Source organism: Glycomyces tenuis DSM 44171 (assembly GCF_000427885.1).
Taxonomy (GTDB): domain Bacteria; phylum Actinomycetota; class Actinomycetes; order Mycobacteriales; family Micromonosporaceae; genus Glycomyces; species Glycomyces tenuis.
This window is the reverse complement of the sequence record NZ_ATYW01000001.1, coordinates 356,846-375,440: the sequence shown is the minus strand read 5'-3', so window position 1 is coordinate 375,440 and position 18,595 is coordinate 356,846. Positions and strand designations below refer to the sequence as shown.

The 18,595-nt window shown below is 70.0% G+C and carries 20 protein-coding genes; 9 read left to right on the top strand and 11 right to left on the bottom strand.

Annotated features, from left to right (window positions below; translation table 11 throughout):
* Positions 1-46: 46 nt before the first annotated feature.
* The 6 genes from YWW_RS0101850 to soxR all read right to left on the bottom strand — a co-directional run bounded on the left by YWW_RS0101850 (position 47) and on the right by soxR (position 6,135).
* Positions 47-703: a response regulator gene (locus YWW_RS0101850; protein ID WP_026928756.1), complete on the bottom strand. Its 657-nt coding sequence runs from the start codon at positions 701-703 to the stop codon at positions 47-49.
* Positions 700-2,010, bottom strand: coding sequence for a sensor histidine kinase (locus YWW_RS27750; protein ID WP_162145905.1), 1,311 nt, complete (start codon positions 2,008-2,010; stop codon positions 700-702). Before YWW_RS27750 ends, YWW_RS0101850 begins: the two co-directional genes overlap by 4 nt.
* A 47-nt stretch (positions 2,011-2,057) precedes the next feature.
* A complete protein-coding gene (locus YWW_RS0101840) occupies positions 2,058-4,058 on the bottom strand; it encodes a serine hydrolase domain-containing protein (RefSeq protein ID WP_035697461.1) in 2,001 nt (666 codons plus the stop codon).
* Between the two features lie 346 nt (positions 4,059-4,404).
* The gene (locus YWW_RS0101835; RefSeq protein WP_026928754.1) at positions 4,405-4,794 is read right to left on the bottom strand and encodes a VOC family protein; all 390 of its coding nucleotides are present in this window, start codon (positions 4,792-4,794) and stop codon (positions 4,405-4,407) included.
* 113 nt (positions 4,795-4,907) lie between these two features.
* Positions 4,908-5,396, bottom strand: a complete 489-nt coding sequence (locus YWW_RS0101830; RefSeq protein WP_026928753.1) for an SRPBCC family protein — start codon at positions 5,394-5,396, stop codon at positions 4,908-4,910.
* 283 nt (positions 5,397-5,679) lie between these two features.
* Positions 5,680-6,135 carry a redox-sensitive transcriptional activator SoxR gene (gene soxR / locus YWW_RS0101825; protein WP_035697462.1) on the bottom strand — a complete coding sequence of 152 codons (456 nt, stop codon included), beginning with the start codon at positions 6,133-6,135 and terminating at the stop codon, positions 5,680-5,682.
* A gap of 58 nt (positions 6,136-6,193) precedes the next feature.
* Here soxR and YWW_RS27745 point away from each other — a divergent pair, with 58 nt between their 5' ends.
* Both YWW_RS27745 and YWW_RS0101815 read left to right on the top strand, forming a co-directional pair.
* Complete coding sequence (locus tag YWW_RS27745) at positions 6,194-6,868, top strand: transketolase (protein ID WP_035697463.1); 675 nt, start codon at positions 6,194-6,196, stop codon at positions 6,866-6,868.
* Positions 6,869-6,934: 66 nt separating this feature from the next.
* Positions 6,935-7,831 (top strand): transketolase family protein, encoded by an 897-nt coding sequence (locus tag YWW_RS0101815; protein WP_026928751.1) that lies wholly within the window; start codon positions 6,935-6,937, stop codon positions 7,829-7,831.
* A 41-nt stretch (positions 7,832-7,872) separates the two neighbouring features.
* Here YWW_RS0101815 and YWW_RS0101810 read toward each other — a convergent pair whose 3' ends face one another.
* Entirely contained in the window at positions 7,873-9,246 is a 1,374-nt protein-coding gene (locus YWW_RS0101810) for a phenylacetate--CoA ligase family protein (RefSeq protein ID WP_026928750.1), read from the bottom strand.
* A gap of 79 nt (positions 9,247-9,325) precedes the next feature.
* A complete protein-coding gene (locus YWW_RS35645) occupies positions 9,326-9,535 on the bottom strand; it encodes a hypothetical protein (protein ID WP_035697464.1) in 210 nt (69 codons plus the stop codon).
* 234 nt (positions 9,536-9,769) lie between these two features.
* On the opposite strand from YWW_RS35645, the gene YWW_RS0101805 reads away from it, so the two are divergent.
* A complete protein-coding gene (locus YWW_RS0101805; protein ID WP_026928749.1) occupies positions 9,770-10,366 on the top strand; it encodes a TetR/AcrR family transcriptional regulator in 597 nt (198 codons plus the stop codon).
* 438 nt (positions 10,367-10,804) lie between these two features.
* Here the strand turns inward: YWW_RS0101805 and YWW_RS0101800 are convergent, their stop codons facing one another.
* Positions 10,805-11,782 (bottom strand): SDR family NAD(P)-dependent oxidoreductase, encoded by a 978-nt coding sequence (locus YWW_RS0101800; protein WP_026928748.1) that lies wholly within the window; start codon positions 11,780-11,782, stop codon positions 10,805-10,807.
* Between the two features lie 123 nt (positions 11,783-11,905).
* Here YWW_RS0101800 and YWW_RS0101795 point away from each other — a divergent pair, with 123 nt between their 5' ends.
* On the top strand, positions 11,906-12,529 hold the full coding sequence (locus YWW_RS0101795) for a TetR/AcrR family transcriptional regulator (protein ID WP_026928747.1): 624 nt from the start codon (positions 11,906-11,908) through the stop codon (positions 12,527-12,529).
* A 51-nt stretch (positions 12,530-12,580) separates the two neighbouring features.
* The gene (locus YWW_RS0101790) at positions 12,581-13,000 is read left to right on the top strand and encodes a VOC family protein (protein ID WP_245595326.1); all 420 of its coding nucleotides are present in this window, start codon (positions 12,581-12,583) and stop codon (positions 12,998-13,000) included.
* Positions 13,001-13,060: 60 nt separating this feature from the next.
* On the opposite strand, the gene YWW_RS0101785 is transcribed toward YWW_RS0101790, so the two are convergent.
* The gene (locus YWW_RS0101785; protein ID WP_026928745.1) at positions 13,061-13,636 is read right to left on the bottom strand and encodes a TetR/AcrR family transcriptional regulator; all 576 of its coding nucleotides are present in this window, start codon (positions 13,634-13,636) and stop codon (positions 13,061-13,063) included.
* Positions 13,637-13,790: 154 nt separating this feature from the next.
* Between YWW_RS0101785 and YWW_RS0101780 the strand changes: the two genes are divergently transcribed.
* The 4 genes from YWW_RS0101780 to YWW_RS0101765 all read left to right on the top strand — a co-directional run bounded on the left by YWW_RS0101780 (position 13,791) and on the right by YWW_RS0101765 (position 17,688).
* Positions 13,791-15,362, top strand: a complete 1,572-nt coding sequence (locus tag YWW_RS0101780; RefSeq protein WP_051325255.1) for a carboxylesterase/lipase family protein — start codon at positions 13,791-13,793, stop codon at positions 15,360-15,362.
* A gap of 166 nt (positions 15,363-15,528) precedes the next feature.
* Entirely contained in the window at positions 15,529-16,701 is a 1,173-nt protein-coding gene (locus tag YWW_RS0101775) for a DUF418 domain-containing protein (RefSeq protein WP_026928743.1), read from the top strand.
* Between the two features lie 148 nt (positions 16,702-16,849).
* Complete coding sequence (locus tag YWW_RS0101770) at positions 16,850-17,224, top strand: DoxX family protein (protein ID WP_245595325.1); 375 nt, start codon at positions 16,850-16,852, stop codon at positions 17,222-17,224.
* 32 nt (positions 17,225-17,256) lie between these two features.
* Entirely contained in the window at positions 17,257-17,688 is a 432-nt protein-coding gene (locus YWW_RS0101765; protein ID WP_026928741.1) for an ester cyclase, read from the top strand.
* A 281-nt stretch (positions 17,689-17,969) separates the two neighbouring features.
* Here YWW_RS0101765 and YWW_RS0101760 read toward each other — a convergent pair whose 3' ends face one another.
* A complete protein-coding gene (locus YWW_RS0101760) occupies positions 17,970-18,539 on the bottom strand; it encodes a dienelactone hydrolase family protein (RefSeq protein ID WP_026928740.1) in 570 nt (189 codons plus the stop codon).
* Positions 18,540-18,595 lie beyond the last annotated feature (56 nt).

The window sequence follows — 18,595 nt, the reverse complement described above, 5'->3', positions numbered from 1 at the left end:
GTGCCGCATGCGGCGCGCCCCCACGCCCCCGTCCGGGGTGGGACGTCTACTGCTCGACGAGCCCGTTGCGGTAGGCCCACACCACCGTCTGGACCCGGTCCCTGGCGCCGATCTTCGTCATGGCGCGGCCCAGGTGCGACTTGACGGTGCTGGTCTCGACGAACAGCTCCCGCGCGATCTCGGCGTTGGACATGCCGCGGGCCAGCAGCAGCACGATCTCGGTCTCCCGAGCGGTGAGGACTCCGGTCACGCCGGGCTCGGGCTCGGCCTTCCTGCGGCGCCTGGCGAACTCGGTGATGACCCGCCGCGTCACCGCCTGGTCGACCAGGCCCTCGCCGGCGGCGAGCCTCCTGACCGCCTCGACCAGCTCCTCCGGTTCGCAGTCTTTGAGGATGAAGCCGTTCGCGCCCGCCTCCAAAGCGCCGAAGACGTAGTCGTCGAGGTCGAAGGTGGTGACCACCAGGACCGCGGGCAGGTCCCCATCCCGTTCGGCGACGATGCGGCGGGTCGCCTCGATCCCGTCGCCGCCGGGCATGCGCACGTCCATGCAGACGACGTCGGGGCGCAGGCGCGATGCCTCCTTCACCGCGGCAGGGCCGTTCGAGGCCTCGCCGACGACCTCGATGTCCCCGACCTCTTCGAGCAGCACCCGGTACCCCGCGCGCACCACCGCCTGGTCGTCCACGAGCAGTGCCTTGATCATGTCCGGTCTCCCGTCTCGAACTCGACGTCCTCGGCCCGCCGCTCGGCGTCGCGGACCGGCAGTTCCACCTTCACGCGCCAGCCGCCGTCGCCGCTCGGACCGGCGGTGAGGTCGGCGCCGACCAGGTCGGCGCGTTCGCGCATGCCGACCAGGCCCGTCCCGCCCCGTCCGACGTCGGCGAGCTCGCCGCGGGCGGCGGGGCCGTTCGCCACTTCGAGCGTCACGTCCTCGTCGCCGTAGGCGAGGCTGACCCGCACGCCCGCGCCGGGCGCGTGCTGCCTGGCGTTGGTCAGCGACTGCTGGGCGATCCGGTAGAGCGAGATGTCGGCGATCGGCGGCAGCCGCAGCGGATCTCCCGAACACTCGAAGTCCACTTCAGATCCGAGCTGTCGGGCCTCGGCCACCAGCGCCGGGAGCGCCGAGACCCCCGGGATCGGGGCGTTGCCGTCGCCGTCGCCGCCCCGGTCGCGCAGCAGCCCGACGACCTGGCGGAGGTTCTCCAGTGTCGCCTTGCCCTGCGAGCGGATCCACGCCGCCCCGGACTTGGCCGCCTCGGCGTCCCGGCCGATCAGCCGCTCCACCGCCGCGGCCTGGATGACCATGCCCGACAGGTGGTGCGCGGCCACGTCGTGGAGTTCGCGGGCGATCCGGGCGCGTTCGGAGACGACGGCGGCCTCGGCCCGCTCGCGCTGCGCCCGGACCGCCTCGGCGGCGCGTTCGCGTTCGAGCGTCCTGTTGCGGCGCCGGGCCGCGGCGTACACGCCGATGAAGGCGGCGGCGGTGAATATCACCGCGTTCGAGCTCAGGTGGTTCGCCACCACGGTGAGCATGTCGTCCTCACCCAGGCTCACTGCCGCCGCGGCGGCAGTCTGGACGAGCACCGCCGCGGCGACGACGGCGATCGTGAGCCAGAGCGTCGCGATGGTGCCGACGGTGTAGATGACGACGGCCGGGCCGATGCCGTTGCCGGAGATGTCGGGCGCGAGGGCGATCATGACGGTCTGGCAGGCCATGACCGCCGCGACGCACAGCACGGGCCGCAGACGCCGCAGGCACAGCAGCAGCGACTGGACGACGCCGACCGCGGTGACGGCCCGGGCCTCGGCGCCCGACAGGTCGATCGTCGGGTCGGTGGGGGCCACGTTGGCCAGGGCCACGAACATCCCGAAGGTGAGCGCGGCGACGACCAGCGCCAGGACGGCGTCCTGGGCGAAGATCCCCCGGGCCCCGAAGCGGGACAACAGCTCCTCGTGGCGTCGGCCGCCGGCCGGTGCGGCCGTCGCGGGTTCGTCGGGGCTCTTGGTCATGTGGTTCATCTTCACTCGCCCTTTCGAATCGGCGACGGCCGCACCGGTCAGTAGGAGATGTTCGGGGACAGCAGCTGGAACTCGATGGCGAAGTTGGCGACGGCCGACAGGGCCAGCAACGTCAGCACGGTTCCGGTGATCGGCTTCCAACCGGACTTGCGCCGGATCTCCCCGACCAGCTTGACCACCGCGGGGGCCATGCCCAGCGCGCCGATCAGCTGGAGCGCCTGCACGGCGCGGATCGCGGCGGCGGGGGGATCGGTGAGCCCCATGATGGCGACCACGATCGCCACCCATCCGGCGATGGCGAGCACGGTGCAGGCGGCGCCGACGCGGACCAGGACCCGCATGAGTCGGCCTTCGCGCTCGGGGGCGGGGCGCTTCCGCAGTCTGCGGTGGATCGCGCCGGCCGGCCAGGCGAGGAGCCCGAGGACGAGCAGCGCGGCGGCTCCGATGAGGAGCGGCAGCCCGATGGCCCGGTCGATGTCGAGCGGCAGCAGGGTGAAGGCCGCGTCGTGGACGATGCCGGTCACCTCGCCGTTCTCCATCCGGACGGCGATCGTGCGGTCGCCGCCCACCTCCCGCCAGGTGAACTCGTCGATCTGCTCGTAGACGCCGGGCTTGCCGGTGCCGGGGTCGGCCTCGAAGTACAGGCGGCCGTCGTCGAGGGCGGTGATCTCGGTGTTCATGAGCAGGTCGAGCGCGGACATGAAGGTGCTCTGGAAGCCTCGCGAGGTCACGTAGGTCCCGGCGATCCGCTCGGCGTTCTCCTTCATGGCCGCCTCGTCGACGGTCTCGGCGCTCTCGGCGTCGGCGGGGAAGTAGCGGTCGGTGAACTCGTCCATGAAGTCCGCGCGCAGGGCGACGGTGTCGGCGCCCTCGCTGCCGGAGCTGTTGAGCGAGATGAAGATCCCGGTCCCGTCGTCGGGGTAGAGCTGGAGGTGGGAGTGGAAGAAGTTGCTGTCGCCGCCGTGGCCGACGATGCGGTGGCCGCCCCGGTCCTCTTGGAACCATCCCAGGGTCATGCGCTCCGACTCGGCGAAGGCGCCGAGGGACTCCTCGGTCAGCGCCGGGGTGTACATCTGCTCACGGGTCTCGTCGCTCAGCAGCAGGGACTGCTCGGGGAGGGAGCCGAGCTGCGCGAGCATGAACTGGGACATGTCGTTCGCGGAGATCGACAGGGACCCGGCCGGCGGGGTGCCGACCATCTCGAACTCCCGGGCGGGGCCCGAGCCGTCGAGGTAGCCGTTCGAGACGCGGTCGCTCAAGTGGTCGGGCAGCGGCTGGCGGAAGGTGGAGGAGTCCATGCCGAGCGGCTCGAAGATGTGGTTCTCGGTGTACTCCTCGAAGGTCTCGCCGCTGACGCGCTGGACGATGTATCCGGCGAGGGCGTTGCCGTAGTTGGAGTATGAGGGCGTGGTGCCGGGGCGGTACACCTGCTCGGGCGGGTCGGTCGCGAGGACCGCGCGGAGGTCGACGGGGTCGTCGCCGTAGGCGATGAGGCCGAAGATGCGCTCTTCGAAGCCCGCGGTGTGGGTGAGCAGGTGCCGCAGGGTGATGTCGTCGTCGTACTCGCGCTCCAGCTCGAAGTCGATGTACTCCGAGACGTCGGCGTCGAGGTCGAGTTCGCCCTGTTCCACCAGTTGCATCACGGCGGTGGCGGTGAAGACCTTGGAGACCGACGCGACGCGGAACAGGGTGTCCTCGGGGTCGGCCTCGACCGGCTCGGAGCCGTCTTCGCCGGTGTCCGCGTAGCCGAAGCCGCGGTTGGTGAGGACGGCGCTGTCGTTCACGACCGAGACGACGGCTCCGGCGATCCCGTTGCGTTCCAGCTCTTCGGGGAGTGTCTCGTCGAGCCAGGCGTCGACGTTCGCCTGGGTGAGCTCCTCGGGTGCGGCGCCGTCGCCGGAGGGCGGTTCGGGCAGTTCGGGGTCGGTCTGGCCGCAGGCGGCGGTGGTCGCGAGGATCGCGGCGACGCCGAACGCGGCTCCGATCCGGGTCGCGACGCCGCTCGCCTTCCGGCGGGGCGCGGCTTGGATGGCGGGCATGTCAGCTCCTGGTGAGTTGGTCTGTCCTTTTCGGTTGACCGCTGATGCGATCGGGCGGGAAACCCTTGCGTTCGAACAGATCCATACTCACTTGGAGGGGTGGTCGGCGGCTTCTGGCGCGAGTCGGAAATCGGCTTGCGACCTTTGGGGGAGGCGCGCGTCGCAGACTTTCCCCGTGCGGCGGAACGCGCCCTTCACGACTTGCGCGCCAAGCCGTTCGGGGAACCGCCGCCGCACCGCGCGGCGCCGCGACCGGATCGGCGCGAGAACCGCTGATCCGGGACTTCCGAGCCCGGTCCCCGACAGGCCAGTCGACGTGAGGACGCCCGGGCCCCGGCCGTCGGCTTCAGGCGCGGAACTCCTCGAACATGACCTCGTAGCCGTCCGGATCGCGGCCGTAGAAGATCCGCGCCCACCCCGCGTCCTCGGGCTCGACCGTGACCGCCAGGCCTTCCTCACGCCAGACCGCGTAGGACCGGTCGAGGTCGGTCGTGGGGATCGTCAGGACGAAGCCGACGCCCAACCGCTGCGAGCGGGCGGCCCGTTCGGCTTCCTCGGTGTGGTAGCCGTGAGCGGTGAGGTCGGAGAGGATCAGCCAGGTATGGCCGAAGGTCAGATACCGCAGATTCGGCTGCTCCAGGTTCGGAATCTCCTTGAACCCCAGGCGCAGGTACAGGTCCGCCGACCGGCGCAGATCGCGGACGCGCAGCCCGACCTTGAGCTGCCGCTCGCCCATGACCATCGCCCGCACCTCGCCGTCATTCCACTCGGATCGCTTCCCGGGATGGTAGCAACCGCCGCCGCCCGGCCGTCCATCCCGAACCGTGCTCCAGATGGCGTCCTTTCAGGTCAGTCGTCGGCGTCGGGCCCGACGGCCGCCGCGACCACGTCCGGGTCGTTGCACGCCTTGACGAAGGCGTCGATGCGGCGTTCGATGTCCCTGCGCAGCAGCCGCATCCCGATCGGCTCGGCGATCGGCCTCAGCCATCCCGGGCGGCACGAGAAGGTGTACTTCCATATGGCGGTGGTGCGATCGGGCGCGTCCTCGGTGAACCGCCATCCGCCGCCGAAGACGCGGAAGAACCACGGCCCCTCGCGCATCGTCATGCCGACATTGCGAGGCGGTTGATAGGAGACGTACTCGCTCACCATCCGCCATCCGAGTCGGTGGCGGGTAAGCGTGCGCACGCCCTTGCCGGGGCGCTCGGCGCCATCCATCAAGGACTGCGAGTGGATGAACGGATCCCATTGCGCCCGCACCGGTCCGGTCGTCTGCGAGACCGCGAACGCGACACGGATCGGCACCTCCACCGTCCGACGGACCTCGACCTGCGGCATGCGGCCTCCTTGCGGGCAGGAGTCACTGACCTTTCAACGCTACGGCCCCGCTTCCACTCAATCCCCGGCTCACGGTCCTCTGATCGGACCGGCGGCCCTGGATCTCCCGCGTATCAAACGCTTTTGCATTGCGGCAATTCGGTGCGACCACCATGACCGCGCTGCGGCCGTTGGAATCGGAAGATCGCGCGTGTTGATGGTCTTCGCGTGCGGTGCGCGAATTCCCAGCTCCAGTACCACTGCGGCACTTGTCGTCACCGGCGGTGAGGGTTCTTCGGGGACGTCATGTGGTGCTGAATCCGCGGCGGGGACCCGGGCCGTCGGCGCTCAGGGCGTCGTCTCGGTTGTAGATCGAGCAGTGGTCGAGTGAGAGGCAGCCGCAGCCGATACAGCTTTCGAGGTCGTCCTGCAGTTTGCGCAGACGTTCGATCTGGTCGTCCAGGCGCTGCCGCCACGAAGCGGAGAGGCGTTGCCAGTCGGCCCGGACGGGGATGCGCCGCTCGGGAAGCTGGTCGAGGGCGTCCTTGATCTCGTCGAGCGACAGGCCCACCGACTGGGCCGCCCGGATGAACGCCACCCGGCGCAACTCGCTTCGGTGGTAGCGGCGCTGGTTCCCGCCGGTGCGCACCGAATGAATCAGGTCGAGCGACTCGTAGTAGCGGATCGCCGAAGTGGCCAGTCCGGCACGCGCGGCGAAATCGCCGATCGAGAGCAGTGCCCGGGCGTCCAGCGCGGTCATATGGCGGTCCTCACAGATCCTTTACTTCAAGTCGACTTGAAGTTACATGATGCCCGGTATGACCGCCACCTTCGAAGAGGCCCGAGAACTGGCCAGGCGCACCGTCGTCGATGCGCGATACCCCCACATCAGCACCTACACGCTGGATGCGATCTGGGTGCTCTACGACCGTGTCCTGCGAGTCGACCCCGAGAGCCTCGACGATCCGGCGCGAGACCGATTCCTGCTGTCCAAAGGCCACGGCCCCAGCGCCTTCTACGCAGTCCTGGCCGCCAAAGGATTCATCCCGGTCGCTTGGCTCGACACCGTCGCCGCCTTGGAATCGCCATTGGGATCGCACCCCGACGCCACGCTGGTACCGGGCGCCGAAATCTCCTCCGGATCGCTCGGCCACGGCCTGCCCCTCGGGGTCGGCGTCGCGTTGGGTCTGCGCGCCACCCGATATGCCGATGCGCAGGTGTACGTCCTCATCGGCGACGCCGAACTCGACGAGGGCTCCAACCACGAGGCGATGGCCTACGCCGGCGCCATCGGGCTCGCGAACCTCAACGTGGTCGTCGCCGACAACGCCTCGGCCACGCACGGGTGGCCCGGCGGCATCGCCTCCCGGTTCGAGGTCCACGGCTGGGCCGCCGCCACCGCCGACATGGGCGACCACGACGCGCTCCATGCGGCATTCACCGCACCACACCACGACCGGCCGCAGGTCACGGTCGCCGCCGTCCGCCATTGACTTCCCGACCGAGGACCGACCATGTTCCGCTCAGACCCGCTGACCGACGATCACCAGCAACCGACCATGCGCGACGCCTTCGCCGCACACGCCGCCGATCTGCTCGACGCCGACCCGCGCACCGCCGTGGTTCTGGCCGACATCTCCGCCGACCGCTTCCGCGCCGCCGCCGCGATCCACCCCCACCGGGTGATCAACGTCGGCATCCGCGAACAACTCATGATCGGCGTCGCCGGCGGCCTGGCGCTCGCCGGAATGCGCCCCATCGCTCACACCTACGCCCCGTTCCTGGTCGAGCGCGCCTTCGAGCAGGTCAAACTCGACTTCGAGCACCAGGGCACCAGCGGGGTACTGGTCAGCGTCGGCGCCTCCTATGACTGGGCCGAGGGCAGCTTCACCCACTTCAGCCCCCGCGACGTCGCACTGTTCGACACCCTGCCCGGCTGGCGGGTGTTCGTCCCCGGCCACGCCGCCGAAGTGCCGGCGCTCCTGGACCGGGCCGTCGACTCCGACCAGGGCGCCTATTTGCGGTTGTCCCTGCGCCACAACGCGGTACCCCACGGCGACGCCGACGACACCCTCACGGTGCTGCGCAGCGGCACCCGCGCCACGGTGGTCGCGGTCGGACCGGTCCTCGACAACGTCCTCGCCGCGACGGCCGGAGTCGACGTCACCATCGCCTACACCAACACGCCCCGCCCCCTCGACTCGACGGGCCTGCGACACCTGGCCGCACTCACCGGCGACACCGTGGTCATGGTCGAGCCCTACCTGGAGGGAACCTCGGACTGGCTGATCACCCGGGCGCTCGCCGACCGGCCCCACCGCCTACTGTCGATCGGGGTCGGCCGCGACGAACTCCGCCGCTACGGCACTGCGGCCCAACACGAACGCCTCCACGGACTCGACCCCGACGGCATCGCCGCCCGCATACGGCGGTTCCTGGATCCCGCCGATGCCTGAACGACAGTCGGCGGCGGTGTTCGGTGGGATCGTGGTCTCGGTCAGATCTGGTCGGTGGGGATGATGGTGCGCACTTTGCCGCCCGCGCTGTACCGGGGTGCCTCGGTGGCGTGTTCGATCTGGACGGTTTCGAGGCGGTGGCGGGTCAGCAGTTCGCGCAGCCGCACCTCGGCGGTGCGCCACACCGTGTCGGGGTCGGCGCCGAGCGCGGCGCGCATGCGCAGCCGCAGTCTTGCCGGACCGGTTTGGACGATCTGGAACAGCTCCAGGCCGGGGACGGCTTCCAGCAGCGTCGACAGCGGCAGCGGTGCGAGCGTGACCGATGTCCCGTCGGGGCCGTGGAAGGCGAGCGTGTCGGCGGCACGGCCCTGGACGCGCAGGGCCGGCCCGGGACTGCCACATGGGCAGGGGTCGGGCCTGACGGTCACGGCGTCGCCCAGGTCGTAGCGCAGGATCGGCTGGACGCGGTTGGCGAGGTTGGTCAGCAGCACGGTGTGGGAGGCCTCGCCCGGCGGCACGGGCCGGTGGCGTTCGTCGACCGGTTCGAGGACGGCCCAGTCGGCGTTGACGTGCAACCAGCGCTCACGGCACCCGTAGCTGAGGAAGGGGCACTCGTTGGCGGCGTAGCTGGTGCACACCTTCGCTCCGAGGGCGCGGCTGATGCGTTCGTATTCGGGCACCGGCAGGCCTTCGGCGCTCAAAGTGACCAGCGTCGGATCGATGCGCAGCCGCCCCGCTTCGGCTTCGTCGGCCAGGAGCGCGCCGATGGTGGCGTAGGGCGCCAGCAGCGCCGGGCGGAACGCGTTCAACGCCTCGACCAGTTCGGCCAGCGGCCGGTGCACGCTCAAGACGGCCGTACGGGAGCGGCCCCGCAGCCGTTCTGCGGCCACAGTGGAGGCGAAATGCCCGCCCTCGGGCACGACCAAGGCTGTGCGTCCGCCCCCGGCGGCGATCTTGGCGGCGTCGCGGACGGTCAGCCAGTGGGCGAGCATGCGCGCCAGCATCGCGGGGATCACCGCGGCCGCATGGGCGTCCTGCAGAAAGATGCCGTGGTGGCCGGTGGTGCCGGAGGTGGTGGTCAGCGTGTAGCGGTCGAGGAACGGGTGTCCGATCGCCGCGGGGTCGGCGGTGAAGGCCCGCGCCGCCTTCAGCGTGACGGCCGGGTCGGTGACCCAGTCGTCGAAGGCGGCCATCAGCTCGCGCTTGCCGGTGACCGGCAGCGCGGCCAGCTCGCTCGTCTCGGCGGGCACGCCTCGGTACAGCTCGCGGTAGAACGGAGAGCGGGTGCGCGCGTGCGCGATCAGCGCGGCCAGCCGGGTCCGCTGCCGCTCGACCATCGCCCGCTCGCCACCCCGTTCGGCGGCCCGCGCATCGGTGAGCGCCCGAACAGGCGAGGGTCTCCTCGAACCGGTCACCGCTCCGCCTCCCCGAGGTGCGTGTCGCCGACGATCGCAGACCGGGACGGTGTGCGGTCACCTGGCTCGGCGATGGCGATCAGCGTCGCGGTCCCGGTGGGGGATGGCAGCCCTGCCGCTGCTTTGTGGCCTTGCTGACCGCGGGAGTGGACTGCGGGTATCGGGGTGCGGCGAGGAAGCTGGAGGTGGTGGGAGTGGTGAGCACCTCGAGGGCCGGGGCATGGCCGGTGATGAGCCGGGCCCGGTTGCCGTCCGCCAGTGTGACGAGGCTGGTCTCCTGCTCGCGCATGGCGTCGCATGCGCGGCGGCGTGAAATGGCAGGTTCGGCCGATCGGCCGGCGCGGGGGTCTGGGGGCGGTGTCGATGAGTGTTCGGCGGCACGGGTTGTCTGCGATGCTGCGGTCCATGAAGTTCCCCTCTCAAATAGGAGACACTTGGTCTCTTATTTGAGAGGGTAAATTTGACCGATAAGAGACGCAAGGTTCCTTAGGAAAGTGTGATGACTGACGCAGACACTCAAAGGATGGGTGCTGCCGCAGACGCGAACGTCGTGCGGCGCAGAGGTACGGCGCTGGAAGACGCGATCTTCGCGGCGGCCGAATCCGAACTGACCGAACGCGGCTTCACGAAGACGACCGTCAAAGGCATCGCCGAGCGGGCCGGAACCGGCAAGGCGGTCCTGTACCGGCGCTGGCCGAACCTGTCCGAACTGGTGCTGGACCTCCTGCGCCGACGCAGCCTCGACCTCGAGGTCCCCGACACCGGCAGCGTGCGCGACGACCTCCGCGAATTCCTCATGCAGGCGTGTGGCCTGCTCGCCGATCTGCCACCCGACGCCATCCCGGGCTTGGTCGCGAGCACCGTCCAGAATCCCGAACTCGCGCGGCAGATCAGCGAGCGGATCGGCTCGCACCGATTCGAGGACGTCTTCAGGGCGATCTTCGAGCGGGGCGCCGAACGCGGCGAGGTCCGTCCCGGACCGTATTCGGACCGCATCCTGACGCTCCCCATGAAGCTGCTCCGACACGATCTCGTGATGGGCAAAGGGGTGCCGAGTCACTCCGACATCGATGAGGTCGTCGACGTGATCGTCATGCCGCTGATGCGCACAGCGGGCTGACCGCGCCCCTCCGCGTACCTGTCCAGGGCCGGCATGCCGGAGACCGGGCCGGGCGCCGACGCACTCGACGCCGATCGCGGGCTGCTCCGCCCATGGCAGGCCGGGCTGACACGAACAGGGCCGGGGCGGTCGTTCACCTGCCGGATCGTCCTGGCCGTGGACGTCGCCAATCGGCTGCGCCCGGATGCGAACCGCAGCCCCGACCGGGTGGTCCCGGCATGTGCATGGGAGTGGCCGCTCGGCCGACCAGTTCATCCCGGGACGGCCCCATACCACGGTGGCGGCCTCGCATCCGGTGCCTCGCCGAACCCGAACTGCGGCACTGCGAGACCACCCGCCGCGACTGGGTCCTCGAACGCGACCGCACCCGCCTCGAAGAAGCCGCAGCCCCGGCCTGGTACACCTGCCGGCAAGGCTGCGAAGGCTGAAACGCTCGGTTCAGGACTTGTCGAGTTCGGCGCTGATCATCGCCTGGAGCGCTTCGCGCCCCTGGGACCCGAGAGCCGTGCCGAGCGCGCCCGCCAGCCGTTCGAACGGATCGTCCAGCGGCAGTGACTCCAGCTGCCGAGCCAGCTCCGGCACCGTCCAGCCTTCACCGTCCTTGTGGACCTGATCGCCGATCGTCCATCCACGGCAGGCGATCACGGTGCCGCCCCGCACCGACAGGAACTGCCCGGTCAGCGGGCAGTCCTGACTGACCAGGTAGGACACGAGTGGTGCGACGACCGACGGGTCCCTCGGGTCGGGCCCGTCGGTCGGCGGGGCCTGGTCCATGCCCGGCACCTCGCGGGTCAGCCGGGTGCGGACCATGGAGGGGACGACGCAGTTGACGCGCACACCCAATCGGCCCAGTTCCAGTGCGTGCACTGTGGTCATGGCGGCGACTCCGGCGTTGGCCGCCGCGTAGTTCGACTGGGACGGCAGCGGGTTGTACAGCCCCGACCCCGAGGCGGTGTTCACGATCGCGCGATCGGCCTTCGAGCCCGCGTCCGACCGACGCCGCCAGTGCGCGGCGGCCCAATGGCTCACCGCGAAGGTGCCCTTGAGCTTCACGGCCACGACGTCGTCGAACTCGGCCTCGGTGAGTCGTTCGAGTCCTTTGTTGACTTCGATGGCGGCGTTGTTGACCACCGCATGAAGATCGCCGAACGCCTCGACGGCCCGCTCGACCATCCGCCCGGCGGCGTCCCAGTCGGCGACGCTGCCGGTGTCGGCGACGGCCCGGCCGCCGAGCTCGTGGATCTCCTCCACCACCGCCGCGGCGACGCTGTCATCGGGGCCGCGGCCGTCGATCGTCACGCCGGGGTCGTTCACGACGACGTTCGCGCCGAGCGAGGCGAGGTGCAGTGCCTCCGCCCGCCCGATGCCTCTGCCCGCGCCGGTCACCAGCACCGTCCGACCTGTCAGTTCACCCATTGCCGAAACCTCTTCTCGGTGTCACGCCTCGGTTCGAGGACTTGAGTGAACCAAGTATACTAATATTCTAGGTAACTTACTACACCAGGTATACTTTTATTCCCGATGCATTAGGCTCGGTGCGTGGCGGAGGGACTCGGGCGCCGTGAGCGCAAGAAGCAGCAGACCAGGCGGACCTTGATCGAGACGGCCGCGCGGCTGTTCAATGAGCGCGGGTACGACGCGACGGGCGTGGCCGACGTCGCCGAAGCCGCCGACGTCACCAAGCGCACGTTCTTCCTGCACTTCCCGACCAAAGAGGATGTGCTCCTGAGCGACGGGCCCGCGCGGGTCGAGCTCGCGCTGCGGGTGATCGACGAGCGGGCTCCGCAGGCGCCGCCACGCGAGGTCCTCGCCGAGGCGATACACGCGATGATCGCCGACACCGCCTCCCGGGAACTGCCGAACGGCATGGCCGCGTTGCGGGCCCGGCTCATGGTCGACTCGCCCGCGGTCCAGGCCCGCGTCCTCCGCGCCGTCTTCACCGCGCAGGCCCGCATCGCCGAAGCCCTGCGGGCCGCTTATCCGGAGACGCTGGATCGGGCGACCGCGGCGAGTGTCGTCGGCGCGGCGGTGGGCGCCGTATGCGCGGCCGCCATGGCGAGCCTCCAGGACGGCGACGCGCCGGAGGCCACCTCGGAGGCGATGCGGCAGGCCGCCGCGATCGCCTTGCACGCCTTCGACGCCCTCGGCGAGGAGAGCCGCTGAGCCGCTTCACGGCGGCGGGCGGGGGCGTCCCGCCGCGCTAGCATGTCGGGCATGGAATCTCCGGCCCACGGCGCCTTGCACCATGTCGAGCTGTGGGTGCCAGACCTCGGCCGGGCCGTCGCCTCCCTGGGATGGCTGCTGGAGCGCCTCGGCTATGAGGCGCATCAGGAGTGGAAAGCGGGGCGCAGCTGGCGCCTCGGCCCCACCTACCTGGTGGTGGAGCAGTCGCCGGCGCTGACCGGCGAGCGCCACGACCGGTGCGCACCCGGCCTGAACCACTTGGCGTTCCATGTCCGGGACGACGCCGAAGTCGAGCGGCTGGCCGCAGAAGGCGAAGACCACGGGTGGACGATGCTGTTCGCGGACCGCCACCCCTTCGCCGGAGGCGAGGGCCATTACGCGGCGTACCTGGAGAACCGGGACGGCTTCGAGGTCGAGCTCGTCGTCAAGTCCTTCACGCCGCCGAGCTGAGGAAGCTTCGGAACAGCCGTTGGGATTCCCGGCCCGTTCCGGCGTTCAGGAGCCGATTCCTCAGGAGTCGATGGTGTCCACCAGACCGCGCAGTCCCGCGGCGATCTCGGCCGGGCCCGGCGCGGTGTCCGGGTTGCTCAGCCACTGCATCACGATCCCGCTCACCAATGCCAGCTGCACGGAGCCGACCGTGCGGGCGGTCTCATCGGAGACGTCCTCCTCGATCTCGCCGGTGGCCAACGCGGCCATAGCCGAGAAGGCGCCGGGCTGACCCTTCGCGTACTGCTCCAGCAGCTCCGGCGACCGCTGCGCCTGGAGGAACAGCTCGAAGCTGGCCATCCACAGCGGCCGGTGCCGCTGGAAGTGCTCGATGAGCAGATTCCAGATCGCCGCGAACCGGCCCGAGCCGCGCGGCGCGTCGAGTGCCGCCAGGGCCTCCTTCAATCCGGCGTCCCAGTCGTGGAGCGAGGTGAACAGCGCCTGCTGCAGCAGCGCCTCCCTTGAGCCGTAGTGGTAGCCGATCGCGGCCATGCTCACTCCGGCCGCGGACGCTATGTCGCGCACCGTGGTCCGGTCGTAGCCCTTCTCCAGCAGACATCTCTTCGCCCCGTCGAGCAGCGCCTCGCGATTTCCCATGGGCCGATCCTAGCAATGAACTGGGCGTTTGCCTAGATCGAACGCCTTAGGCAAGTTTTTTGCGCGATCGCATTGCGCATTTGCCCAAATCTTTGATACGGTTCCTCCGCAAGCCCGACCGCGACCGCGGTCCCGAACGGAAACGGACTCCCCCATGCACCGCAACACCATCGCCAAGCGCCTCGCCGGGGCCGCCGCGGCGACCGGCCTCGTCGCCGCGTCCCTCGCCTGCGGCACCGCCGAGGCCGGCGCCGCCGACGCCGACCCCACCCTGGTCGCCACCGAGCAGGGACGGCTCCAGGGCACGACCGGCGACGGCGTCCGCTCCTGGCTCGGTGTCCCCTACGCCGCCCCGCCCGTCGGCGAGCTCCGCTGGGCCTCCCCCGAACCGGCCGAACCCTGGGACGGCGTCCGCGACGCCGACAAGTTCGCGCCCGCCTGCGCCCAAGGCGAGTCCGCCATGGGCATGCCGAGCGTCCCCAGCGAGGCAGAGGACTGCCTCTACCTCAACGTCTACGCGCCCGAGACCGCCGACGACGAGCTGCCGGTCATGGTCTGGTTCCACGGCGGCGGCAACGCCTACGGCGCCGCCGAGCAGTACGACCCCTCGCGGCTCGTCGCCGACGGCGAGGTCGTCGTCGTGACCGTGAACTACCGCCAAGGCCTGTTCGGCACCATGGCCCACCCGGCCCTCGACGGCGAGGACGGCGAGATCCTCTCGGGCGACTACGGCCTCCAAGACCAGCAGGCCGCCCTCGAATGGGTCCGCGCCAACGCGACCGCCTTCGGCGGCGACGACGGCAACGTGACCCTCTTCGGCGAATCGGGAGGCGGCTACGACGTGTGCGCCCACCTCGCCTCCGCCGGTTCGGCCGGCCTGTTCGACAAGGCGATCGTCCAGAGCGCCATGTGCGCCACGGACTGGGCGACGAGCCGCGAAGCAGGGCAGGCCCTCGGCGTCGGGATCGCCGAAGACCTCGGCTGCGACGAGAACACCGTCGACGTCGCGGCGTGCCTGCGCGAGCTCGGCACCGCCGAGCTCATCGCCGCCGGAAGTGAGCTCTTCGAGACCCAGCCGGTCGTCGGCGGCCCGGTCATGCCGGTGCCGACGGGCGAGGCGATCGCCTCCGGCGAGTTCAACCGCGTCCCGGTCCTGCACGGCGTCAACAGCGACGAGATGCAGGGCATCCCCGCGGGCGCGGGCGTCGTGGACGAGGAGAGCTACCTGGCCGCCCTGACCACCATGTTCGGCGACGACGCCGCCGCGATCGCCGAGGAGTACCCGCTCGACGACTTCGAGGTCCCCGCCAAGGCGGTGGGCGCGGTCGTGACCGACGCCGACTGGGCGCTCGGCATGGAGCGGACCCGCGAGGCCCTCGGCGACCAGGTCCCGGCCTTCACCTACGAGATCTCGGTGACCGACGCCCCGTACTTCACCCACGTCCCGCGCCCCGGCTACAGCCTCGACGCCTTCCACATGGTCGACTGCGCCTTCCTGTTCGACACCACCTTCTTCGAACCGATGAAGGAGTCGCACGAACCGCTCGCCGAGCTCATGATCGCGAGCTGGTCCGAGTTCGCCCGCTCCGGCGACCCGGACGGCGAAGGCCCGTGGGAGCCGTACGCGAGCGACGCCGACGTGCGCGAACTCTCGCCCGACGGCGCGCGGAACATCGACTTCGCCGACGAGCACCACCTCGACTTCTGGCGGTCCCTGAACGCCTGACGAGAGCCGAGACGGCGGAGCCGGTCTGCCACCAAAGTGGCAGACCGGCTCCGCCGTCTCCGCCGTTCGACGCGGTCCGGCTTGCGACGCAAGTCGTCCCGTTCCGGGCGAAAGTCCGTGCGGCAGGAGGATTCATCGGAGGCCGAAGGCGCACAGGCTTGAAGCCATGCACACCTCCACCGCGCCCGCGCCGACGCGCAGCGAACCGCACTCGAAGCGGCTGCCGCTGCTCGACGTCCTTCGCGGCGTCGCCATCCTCGGCACGCTCGCCACCAACATCTGGATCTTCACCTCCGCCGGCAGCGAAGGCGTCCTGCTCACCGGCAACCCGGTCGGCAGCGGCGACGACCCGCTCCAGACCGTCTTCATGTTCCTGGCCAACGGCAAGTTCATCTCGATGCTGACGTTCATGTTCGGCGTCGGCCTCGCCATCCAGTACCAGTCCGCCGCGAAGCGCGGACGGCGCTGGCCCGGCAGGTACCACTGGCGGGCGCTGTTCCTGTTCGTCGAGGGAACCGTCCACTTCATACTCATCTTCGCCTTCGACGTCCTCATGGGCTACGCCGTCACCGCGATCATCGTGGCCTGGCTGCTCACCCGCTCCCAGACGACGCAGCGCGTCGTCATGTGGGTCCACCTCGGACTGCACCTCGCGTTCATGGCGCTGCTGACGCTCGGGATCTCCAGCGGCGCCGCCGGCGAAGGCCCGCAGGGCGCGGGACCGGAGGTCGAGGCGATCTACGCGGACGGCTCATGGCTCGACCAGGTCGACTTCCGGCTGGCCAACTGGCCGATCTTCCGCCTCGAGACGGTCATCGCCTTCCCGATGATGATGTTCCTGTTCCTGCTGGGCGTCAGGCTCTTCCGCGCCGGCGCGTTCGGCGGCGACGAGCACGGCAGGCGCATCCGCGAGCGGATGCTGCTGTGGGGCATGGGCCTCGGGCTCCCGCTCAACCTCGCCTTGCAGTTCGCTCCGGAGCAGCTGGTGTTCGTCGAGCGCTACGTCGCCGCCCCGTTCCTCGCGTTCGGCTACATCGGGCTGGTGGGCTGGATCGTCGACCACTTCACGGCGAAGACCGGTCGGCAGGGGCCGCTCATGAACGGCCTGTCGAGCCTGGGCCGCGCCGCGCTGAGCGGCTACATCCTCCAGAACCTGGTGGCCTCGGCGGTCTGCTACGGCTGGGGCCTGGGGCTGGCGGCCCGGTTCGGCGAGTCGGCGTGGTTCGGCGCCTCGCTCTGGCTGGCGATCAGCGCCGTCCTCATCGTCGGCTCGCGGCTGTGGCTGACGCGCTTCGCGGCCGGTCCGGCCGAGATGCTCCAGAAGAAGCTGATCCGCTGACCGGCGGGCGCGGGCCGGGCGCGCGACGAACCACGCCACCGGGCTGTGAGATCCCAGGGGCGGCCTGATAATTCACGCGGCTGCGTCGTCGTAGTGGTGGGAGCACGAAACCAGGGTTCCCGAACTTCTCAGACGACGAAAGCGACTCATGATGAACACAGTCCTGTGGATCACGGCGTCCCTGCTCGCCCTCGCGGTCATGGCGTCCGGCGCGGTGAAGTTGGCCAAGTCCCGTGACGACCTCGCCGCGGCCTACCCGTGGGTCGAAGACTACTCACAGGGTCAGGTCAGGCTCATCGGAGCAGCGGAGGTCCTCGGCGGGATCGGCTTGGTCGTCCCCCCGGCCGTCGGTGTCCTGAGCGTCCTGAGCCCCGTCGCGGCGACGGGCCTGGCCGTCCTGATGGCCGGCGCCGTCGTCGTGCACCTTCGCCGCGGTGAGGCGAGCAATACCGTGCTGCCGCTCGTGCTGCTGGTGCTCGCCGCGGCGCTGGCAGTCCTGCGCTTCGGGCAGTTCGCCTTCTGACCCTTTCGACCACCACCAAAGGAGACATGCTCATGACGACCACCTCAGCGACCAACCAGGCGGCCTACCAGCGGCTCCATGACGCGACCAACCGCCGCGATCTGGAGCTGATCTCGCGAACCGTAGACGAGGTGTTCCATCCCGACGCGGTGTTCCATGTGCGAGGGCCGGTGGGCGCGACGGCGCCCGAGGCCGTGAAGGGCGCCTGGGCGATGCTGCGGCGGGTGTTCCCCGACATCCAGGTCACGATCGAGGACACGATCACGGAAGGCGACAAGATCGTCTTCCGGACCACCGTGACGGGAACCCATCAGGGCGAGTACCGCGGCCTGGCGGCCACCGGGAAGACCATCACCTACGACGAGATGTTCATCATTCGATTCTCCGAGGGCAGAGTCGCCGAAGTATGGGGGATCGTCGACGTCTTCTCCCAGCTGCAGCAGCTCGGAGTGCAGATCCCCTGACCCCGCGGGCGGCCGGTGTGTTCCGTCGGCGACGGCGGGACTCACGGAGGCGGGCGCCCGCGATGACCGCGGGCGACGCTCACGCCACAGCCAGGGTGCGACAGGACAGAGCCGTCATACGGCATCGGGTGTGTTACCCCCGGTTTTCCGAATAGGCATGCGAACTATGTCCCTTTCTGGCTTCCTTGGAAACCAAAATAAAACCTCTCCGGAAAAGCGGGGGGAGCACAGGGACCGGGCGTCGCGGTGGAAGACCGCCGCGTCGCGCGCCGCCCGCTCGGTCAGACCGCGGCGAGGAACGCCCTGACCCGCTCGGTGAGCAGCGCGGACGCCTCCGGGTCGTACGCGTCGAGCGAGGAGTCGGCGAAGAGGTGCTGATCGCCGGGGTAGACGAACAGCTCGGCGTCGCTTGTGGAGTCGGCGAGTTCGCGTGCCGCCGGCAGGTCCTCGTTGAAGAACTCGTCGCCCTCCTTGCCGTGGATCTGCACCGGCACCCCCTCGGGCCAGGCTTTCCCGAACTCCGCGACCGGGATGCAGGAGTGCATGAGCAGCGCCCCGCGGGCGCCGGGCCGAGTCTGCGCGAGTCGCTGGGCGATCATCACGCCGAAGGAGAATCCGGCGTAGACGAGCTCGGTCCCGAGCTCGTCCGCCGCGGCGGCGCCGCGCTCGCGGATCGCGTCGAAGCCCGTGTCGCTCGTGAATTCGAACCCCTCCTCGATGCTGCCGAACGTGCGGCCGTCGAACAGGTCGGGGGTGTGCACGGTGTGGCCGGCCTGCCGCAGCTCGTCGGCGAAGGCCCGCACTCCGTCCGTCAGGCCCTGGATGTGGTGGTACAGCAGTACTTCGGCCATGTCAGCGGCTCCACTTCCCGATTGAACTACTTTTTTGGATCATTCCACGATGCTAG

Excerpts from the sequence above, each read along its gene's own strand:
- YWW_RS0101850 (WP_026928756.1), bottom strand. The coding sequence starts at position 703 with ATGATCAAGGCACTGCTCGTGGACGACCAGGCGGTGGTGCGCGCGGGG.
- YWW_RS27750 (WP_162145905.1), bottom strand. The coding sequence starts at position 2,010 with ATGACCAAGAGCCCCGACGAACCCGCGACGGCCGCACCGGCCGGCGGC.
- YWW_RS0101840 (WP_035697461.1), bottom strand. The coding sequence starts at position 4,058 with ATGCCCGCCATCCAAGCCGCGCCCCGCCGGAAGGCGAGCGGCGTCGCG.
- YWW_RS0101835 (WP_026928754.1), bottom strand. The coding sequence starts at position 4,794 with ATGGGCGAGCGGCAGCTCAAGGTCGGGCTGCGCGTCCGCGATCTGCGC.
- YWW_RS0101830 (WP_026928753.1), bottom strand. The coding sequence starts at position 5,396 with ATGCCGCAGGTCGAGGTCCGTCGGACGGTGGAGGTGCCGATCCGTGTC.
- soxR (WP_035697462.1), bottom strand. The coding sequence starts at position 6,135 with ATGACCGCGCTGGACGCCCGGGCACTGCTCTCGATCGGCGATTTCGCC.
- YWW_RS27745 (WP_035697463.1), top strand. The coding sequence starts at position 6,194 with ATGACCGCCACCTTCGAAGAGGCCCGAGAACTGGCCAGGCGCACCGTC.
- YWW_RS0101815 (WP_026928751.1), top strand. The coding sequence starts at position 6,935 with ATGCGCGACGCCTTCGCCGCACACGCCGCCGATCTGCTCGACGCCGAC.
- YWW_RS35645 (WP_035697464.1), bottom strand. The coding sequence starts at position 9,535 with ATGCGCGAGCAGGAGACCAGCCTCGTCACACTGGCGGACGGCAACCGG.
- YWW_RS0101805 (WP_026928749.1), top strand. The coding sequence starts at position 9,770 with ATGGGTGCTGCCGCAGACGCGAACGTCGTGCGGCGCAGAGGTACGGCG.
- YWW_RS0101800 (WP_026928748.1), bottom strand. The coding sequence starts at position 11,782 with ATGGGTGAACTGACAGGTCGGACGGTGCTGGTGACCGGCGCGGGCAGA.
- YWW_RS0101790 (WP_245595326.1), top strand. The coding sequence starts at position 12,581 with ATGGAATCTCCGGCCCACGGCGCCTTGCACCATGTCGAGCTGTGGGTG.
- YWW_RS0101785 (WP_026928745.1), bottom strand. The coding sequence starts at position 13,636 with ATGGGAAATCGCGAGGCGCTGCTCGACGGGGCGAAGAGATGTCTGCTG.
- YWW_RS0101780 (WP_051325255.1), top strand. The coding sequence starts at position 13,791 with ATGCACCGCAACACCATCGCCAAGCGCCTCGCCGGGGCCGCCGCGGCG.
- YWW_RS0101775 (WP_026928743.1), top strand. The coding sequence starts at position 15,529 with ATGCACACCTCCACCGCGCCCGCGCCGACGCGCAGCGAACCGCACTCG.
- YWW_RS0101770 (WP_245595325.1), top strand. The coding sequence starts at position 16,850 with ATGATGAACACAGTCCTGTGGATCACGGCGTCCCTGCTCGCCCTCGCG.
- YWW_RS0101765 (WP_026928741.1), top strand. The coding sequence starts at position 17,257 with ATGACGACCACCTCAGCGACCAACCAGGCGGCCTACCAGCGGCTCCAT.
- YWW_RS0101760 (WP_026928740.1), bottom strand. The coding sequence starts at position 18,539 with ATGGCCGAAGTACTGCTGTACCACCACATCCAGGGCCTGACGGACGGA.